The organism is Bradyrhizobium sp. P2_E8 (assembly GCF_056403875.1).
The window spans coordinates 1-5,783 of sequence record NZ_JBFUES010000461.1 but is presented as its reverse complement, the minus strand read 5'-3'; the positions used below and the strand labels follow the sequence as shown (position 1 = coordinate 5,783).

Sequence of the window (5,783 nt, the reverse complement as noted above, 5' to 3'; positions counted from 1 at the left end):
GTAAAGAATGGGTCAAAGGCCTGGCGCTGCACGTCCGGGGTCATGCCGGCCCCGTCATCGGTGAAGATGATCTCGATATCGTCGGTCCCGCGCGGCCGCGCCGAGATCGTGATCGTACCGGCGCGCCCGTCGGCGAAGGCGTGGTTGGCTGCGTTAAGGAAGAGATTGGTCAGGATCTGGCCGTAGGAGCCGGGATAGCCGTCGAGCAGCAGCCCCTCGGGCACGTCGACCTGGAGCGTGATCGGCGAGCGCTTCAGCACCGGGCGCAGGCTGGCGATGATCTGGTCGGTGGCCTCGCTCAAGCTGAACTGCCGCCGCTCGGCATGCGAGCGGTCCACCGCGACCTGCTTGAACGACTGGATCAGCTCGCCGGCGCGCTGGAGGTTGGCGACGAGCTGCTGCGAGGCATCGCGCGAGGCCTGCACGAACTCCTCGAGCTGCGAGCGGCGCAGGCCGCCCTCGCCCTTGAGCTGGGCCTCGAAGATATCGCTGCGCCTGGCAAAGCTGGACGCGACCGTGAGGCTGATACCGATCGGGTTGTTGACCTCGTGCGCGACGCCGGCGACGAGGCCGCCGAGCGCTGCGAGCCGCTCGGCGTCGATCAGATTCTGCTGCGCGGCGTTGAGCTCGAGCAGCGCGCTCTCGGCCTTTTCCTTGGAGGCACGCAGCTCGTCCTCGGTCTCGCGCTTCGCGATCGCGTTCTCGCGGAACACTTCGACCGCGCGTGCCATGGCTCCGACCTCGTCTCGCGCGCGCGTGCCCTGCACCTCGCGGCCGAGGTCCCCGAGCATGATCGCGCGCATCGCCGCCATGATCTGCTGCAGCGGCAGGCGGATCGACAATGCGATCAGCACGCCGGCGGTGAGGATGATGCCGAGGAAGATCACCGCGATCGACAGCACGCGCCGTGAAATATCCGCCAGCGTGCGGTCGAACGTCTCCTGCGCCTTCTGCTCGCGCTGGCGCATCTTGGTGGAGAGGTCGTCGATGGCGCCGATCGCCTCGGCCTGGCTGGCGTCGATGGTGTTGCGCAGCAGCTCGGTGCGGCTCGTCAGCTGCTCGGAGAGTTTTGCAAACCCCTCGCGCAGCGCCATGGTGCGGGCCGCAAGCTTTTGTAGCGCCATGCGCTGGAGGTCGTTGTCGGCGAGGTCGATCATCACGGGGATGGTCTTCTCGATCGTCTCGGTGTTGCGGCGCGCGTCGTCGGCCGCGCCTGACGACAGCGACAGATAGTAGGAATTGGCCGCGACCAGCATCGCGGTGAAGGCCTCGCGCGACTTGCCGAGCGAGGGCCAGATCAGCGCGTCGCGATGGCCGGTGGCGCCTTCGATGATGGAATAGAGGCCCGCCATGTCCCTGGCCGGGCCCTGCACCTGCTCCTCGTAGGTCTTGGCGATGGTGGCCTGGACGCTGCGCAGCTCGCCAAAACCGTTGAGGAAGCGGTCGGTGGTGCGCTCCAGCTCCTCGACCGAGCCTGACAGCATCGGGTCCTTGGCGGCGCGGTTGGTCAGGGTGCCCAGCACCGCCTCGCGCAGCAGCAGGATCTCGGCGAACAGGTCCGGGCTCGGCTGGTTGATGTAGCGGTGGATCAGATTGTGCAGCCGCCCGGTCTCGCTTTCGAGCAGCGCCAGGATCCGGTCGGATTCGCGCACCTGGCGGACGTCGTCCCAGGCCGAGCCCAGCACCTGCGATCCGTTCCAGATCAGCGCCACCAGCACCACCACCACGGCGGAGTTCAGCGCCGCGATCGACAGGATGCGCCAGCGGATCGGCACCGCGCGGAGCGCGCCGACCAGGCGCGCGCGCAGCCGCCCGAACGGGCCCGGCGGCCTGTCTGCGTGCTCGCTGTGTCCAGGCGCGGCCAAGAGGGCTCACTCCACCTTGCGAATGCGTTCGATCAGTGCGGCCGCCGCGGGATCGCGCCCGGCCTTGGCGTAGATCGCCGMCATCGCGTCCTCGAACGGCTTGCGGTCGATATCCCTGACGATACGGACGCCCGCTTCCTCGGCCTTGCGCTGCGACTGCTCCTCGAGGTCGCGCCATTTCTCGCGCATGAAGCGGCTGGAGCGCTGCGCGGCCTCCCTGAAGATGGTCTGGTCGTCCGCCGAGAGGCTGCGCCAGGCCTTGAGCGAGATCACCAGCACTTCGGGGCTCATCGTGTGCTCGGTGAGTGCGAGGTAGCCGGCATGTTTGTAATGGTCCGTCGTCACGAAAGATGGCCAGTTGTTTTCGGCGCCGTCGATCAGATGATTGGCAAGTCCGGCGAGCACCTGCCCATAGGGCATCTCGACCGGCTCGGCGCCGAGCGAGCGAATCATCTCGCTCATCAACTCCGACTGCTGCACCCGGATCCGCAGGCCCCGGAGGTCTGCGACGTTCGTCACCGGGCGGACGCCGTTGTAGATCGACCGCGCGCCGGAATCGTAGAAGGCGAGCCCGACGAAACCGTAGGGCTCGAAGCTGTTCAGGATCTCGCTGCCGATCGGCCCGTCCAGCACCTTCTGCATGTGCTCGATGGACCGGAACAGGAACGGCATCGCGAGCACGTTCATCGCCGGAACGAAATTGCCGATCAGGGCCACATTGGTCCGGTTGAGGTCGATCGCGCCGGCCCGGGTCTGCTCGATGGTCTCCTTTTCCTCACCGAGCTGGCGGGAGTGGAACACCTTGATCTCGTGCCGGCCGCCGGTGCGCTCGGCGATCAGCGCGCCCATGTAGCGCAGCGCCTGGACGGTCGGGTAATTCTCGGTCTGGGTGTCGGCGGCGCGAAATTCGCGCGCAACGGCGCTCGTCGCGCAGATGGCGATCAAAAGCGCAACGAAACCCACCCCGGTCCGTGAGAGTTCGGCACGGTTCAACACTGGCACACTCAACCCCTCAGTGGTGGAGTCTATGGCAGGACCAAAAGGTTCAATGCAATCTAGCAGATGGTTGAGGGAAGGCCATCCCGCCCGGCCCCGCGGGGTGATTGTGCGGCGCGGCCGGCCCTCATTCCCGGTTGAAACTGGAAATGCCGCGCCGTAAGCAGGACAGGGTCGCCTTTTGCCGCGCGACATGGAAAGGGCCATCGTGATTTCAGCATTGCGCTGTTTGCAGGTCGTTGCCGCCGCCGCGGCCTTCACGTTCACCGCGCAGGCAAACGCCGCCACCGACATCGCGTGGTGGCACGCCATGTCGGGCGAGCTCGGCCGGCAACTGGAAAGGCTCGCCGCCGACTTCAACGCCTCGCAGTCCGATTACCGGATCGTGCCCGCTTACAAGGGCAACTACACCGAGACGGTGACGGCCGCGATCTTCGCCTTCCGCTCGCGCAGCCAGCCCGCGATCGTCCAGGTCAACGAGGTCGCCACCGCGACCATGACCGCGGCCAAGGGCGCGATCTATCCGGTGTTCAGCCTGATGCGGGACCAGGGCGAGCCGTTCTCGCTCAACGACTACCTTCCGGCCGTCTCCGGCTACTACACCGATGCGGCCGGCAATCTGCTGTCGTTCCCGTTCAATTCGTCGACGCCGATCCTCTACTACAACAAGACCATGTTCCGTGACGYCGGCCTCGATCCGGAGACGCCGCCGAAGACCTGGCCCGAGCTCGGCGCGATCGTAAAGCGCCTGCGCGACCGTGGCGCTCCTTGCGGCTTCACCACGTCCTGGCCATCCTGGATCCACATCGAGAATCTCTCGGCCTTCCACAATCTGCCGCTCGCGACCCGCACCAACGGTTTTGCCGGGCTCGATGCCGAGCTGACCATCAACAATCCGGTCGTCGTCAAGCACGTCGCCCAGCTGGCCGAGTGGCAGAAGACCAAGCTGTTCGACTATGGCGGCCGCGGCCAGTCGGCCGAGCCGCGCTTCCAGAACGGCGAATGCGGCGTCTTCATCGGCTCCTCGGCGACGCGCGCCGACATCAGGGCGAATTCCAAATTCGAGATCGGCTACGGCATGATGCCGTACTGGCCCGAGGTGAAGGACGCGCCGCAGAACTCGATCATCGGCGGCGCCACGCTGTGGGTGCTGCGCGACCGGCCGCGCGCGGAATACAAGGGCGTGGCACGGTTCTTCGCCTATCTGTCGCAGCCCGGCGTGCAGGCTGCCTGGCACCAGAACACCGGCTATCTGCCGATCACCCGCGCCGCCTACGAGCTGACGCGCGCGCAAGGCTTCTACGAGCGCAATCCGGGCTCGGCGATCTCGTTCGAGGAGATCACGCTGCATCAGCCGACGGCGAATTCGAAGGGCATCCGGCTCGGCTCCTTCGTGCTGATCCGCGGCGCGATCGAGGACGAGCTGGAGCAGGCCTTTGCCGGCCAGAAGAGCGCGCAGGGAGCGCTGGATTCCGCGGTCGAGCGCGGCAACAAGCTGCTTCGCCAGTTCGAGCGCGCCAGCCCGGAGCGATAGAGCATGATCCGGAGAAGTGCGAAGCGGTTTTCCGGAAAGATCATGCTCAGGTAATAACCTGAAGCGCGATGACGATTCATCCCAATCTCATCGCGCTGTAGGCGCGGCGCTGTTCGCGCATTGGGCGTGACGTTCGCTGCACCCGCGAACGCAATCGACATCTTGCAACCGGAAGGACCGTGCGAATCTGCGGCGCAACGGGCCGCAGATCCACGCTCTCGAAACAGTGACGCCCGTGTGAGCCACATCACTTGTGCCGCGGGCGCGCAGCGATAATCTTGAGGTTGTTTTACCTATCATTTTTTCGGAAAAGTTGTGATGGAGATCATCTATGCCTTGCTCATGTTGCATCATCCCGAACGACGTTCTGACCAAGCTTTCCCAGGACAAGAAGCTGTCCGCTGTGCTTCGCAAGCAGCTGGTCGACACCGTCCAGGTCAGTCATGAACTGCGCGAATTGCGCACGCAGACGGCGAAATTGACCAACGTCGTGGCGGCGCGCGCCGCAGGTCTGGTCACGCTGGCCGCCGCGCCGTCGGTCACGGTCTACGACTGCAAGCACACGCAGACGCTGCCGGGGACGCCCGTGCCGAAGCCGAAGACGTCCTCGGACGGCTCCGTCAAGCGCACCTTCAACCAGACCACCAAGGTGGCCAAGTTCTACCAGCAGGTCTTCAACCGGAATTCGATCGACGATCACGGCATGACCATGATGTCGTCGGTTCACTTCGGCGCGAAGTACAACAACGCGATGTGGAACGGGTCGCAGATGGTCTATGGCGACGGCGACGGCAGCATCTTCGTCGACTTCACCCGGGGCAACGACGTCATCGGCCACGAGCTGACCCATGGCGTGACCCAGCACAGCCTCCAGCTCGCCTATAGCGGCGATGCGGGCGGCTTGAACGAGAGCATCTCCGACTGTTTCGGCTCGATGTTCCGGCAGTGGGAGGCCAAGCAGGATGTCAAGAAGGCCGACTGGCTGATCGGGCGCGACATCATGGGGCCGGGGGCCAAGAAGAGGGGGTTCACCTGCCTGCGCGACATGGCCGATCCCGCCGCCAAGCACTGCCTGGCGCCGCAGCCGACCAAATATTCGCAAGTGACGCCCGGCATGGACCCGCATTACGCGAGCGGGCCGCCGAACCTGGCCTTCTACACGGCCTGCGCAACGCTTGGCGGATACAGTTGGGCCAAGATCGGGCAGGTGTGGTACCATTCGCTCACCGGTTTCGGGCCGATGCCGAACATGACGATGAAGACCTTCGCGGCGCGGACCCGGCAGGGTGCCCACACGTTGTATCCTGGCGATGCCGCAGTCTTCGCCGCCGTCGATACCGGATGGAAGAAGGTCGGGCTATAAAGCGTTTTCGAGCGAAGTGGATACC

At 65.4% G+C, this 5,783-nt stretch carries 4 protein-coding genes; 2 read left to right on the top strand and 2 right to left on the bottom strand.

Annotation, left to right across the window (positions count from 1 at the left end; all coding sequences use genetic code 11):
* Both AC1D00_RS23615 and AC1D00_RS23610 read right to left on the bottom strand, forming a co-directional pair.
* On the bottom strand, positions 1-1,865 hold a 1,865-nt coding region (locus tag AC1D00_RS23615; protein ID WP_477012311.1), incomplete at its 3' end, for a sensor histidine kinase.
* A gap of 6 nt (positions 1,866-1,871) precedes the next feature.
* Positions 1,872-2,867 carry a TRAP transporter substrate-binding protein gene (locus tag AC1D00_RS23610; protein WP_477012310.1) on the bottom strand — a complete coding sequence of 332 codons (996 nt, stop codon included), beginning with the start codon at positions 2,865-2,867 and terminating at the stop codon, positions 1,872-1,874.
* Positions 2,868-3,054: 187 nt separating this feature from the next.
* Between AC1D00_RS23610 and ugpB the strand changes: the two genes are divergently transcribed.
* Together ugpB and AC1D00_RS23600 are read left to right on the top strand one after the other, a co-directional pair.
* A complete protein-coding gene (gene ugpB / locus AC1D00_RS23605) occupies positions 3,055-4,395 on the top strand; it encodes a sn-glycerol-3-phosphate ABC transporter substrate-binding protein UgpB (protein ID WP_477012309.1) in 1,341 nt (446 codons plus the stop codon).
* A gap of 331 nt (positions 4,396-4,726) precedes the next feature.
* Positions 4,727-5,758, top strand: a complete 1,032-nt coding sequence (locus AC1D00_RS23600; protein ID WP_477012308.1) for a M4 family metallopeptidase — start codon at positions 4,727-4,729, stop codon at positions 5,756-5,758.
* Positions 5,759-5,783 lie beyond the last annotated feature (25 nt).

Coding starts and splice junctions, on each gene's coding strand:
- AC1D00_RS23600 (WP_477012308.1), top strand. CDS start 4,727: ATGCCTTGCTCATGTTGCATCATCCCGAACGACGTTCTGACCAAGCTT.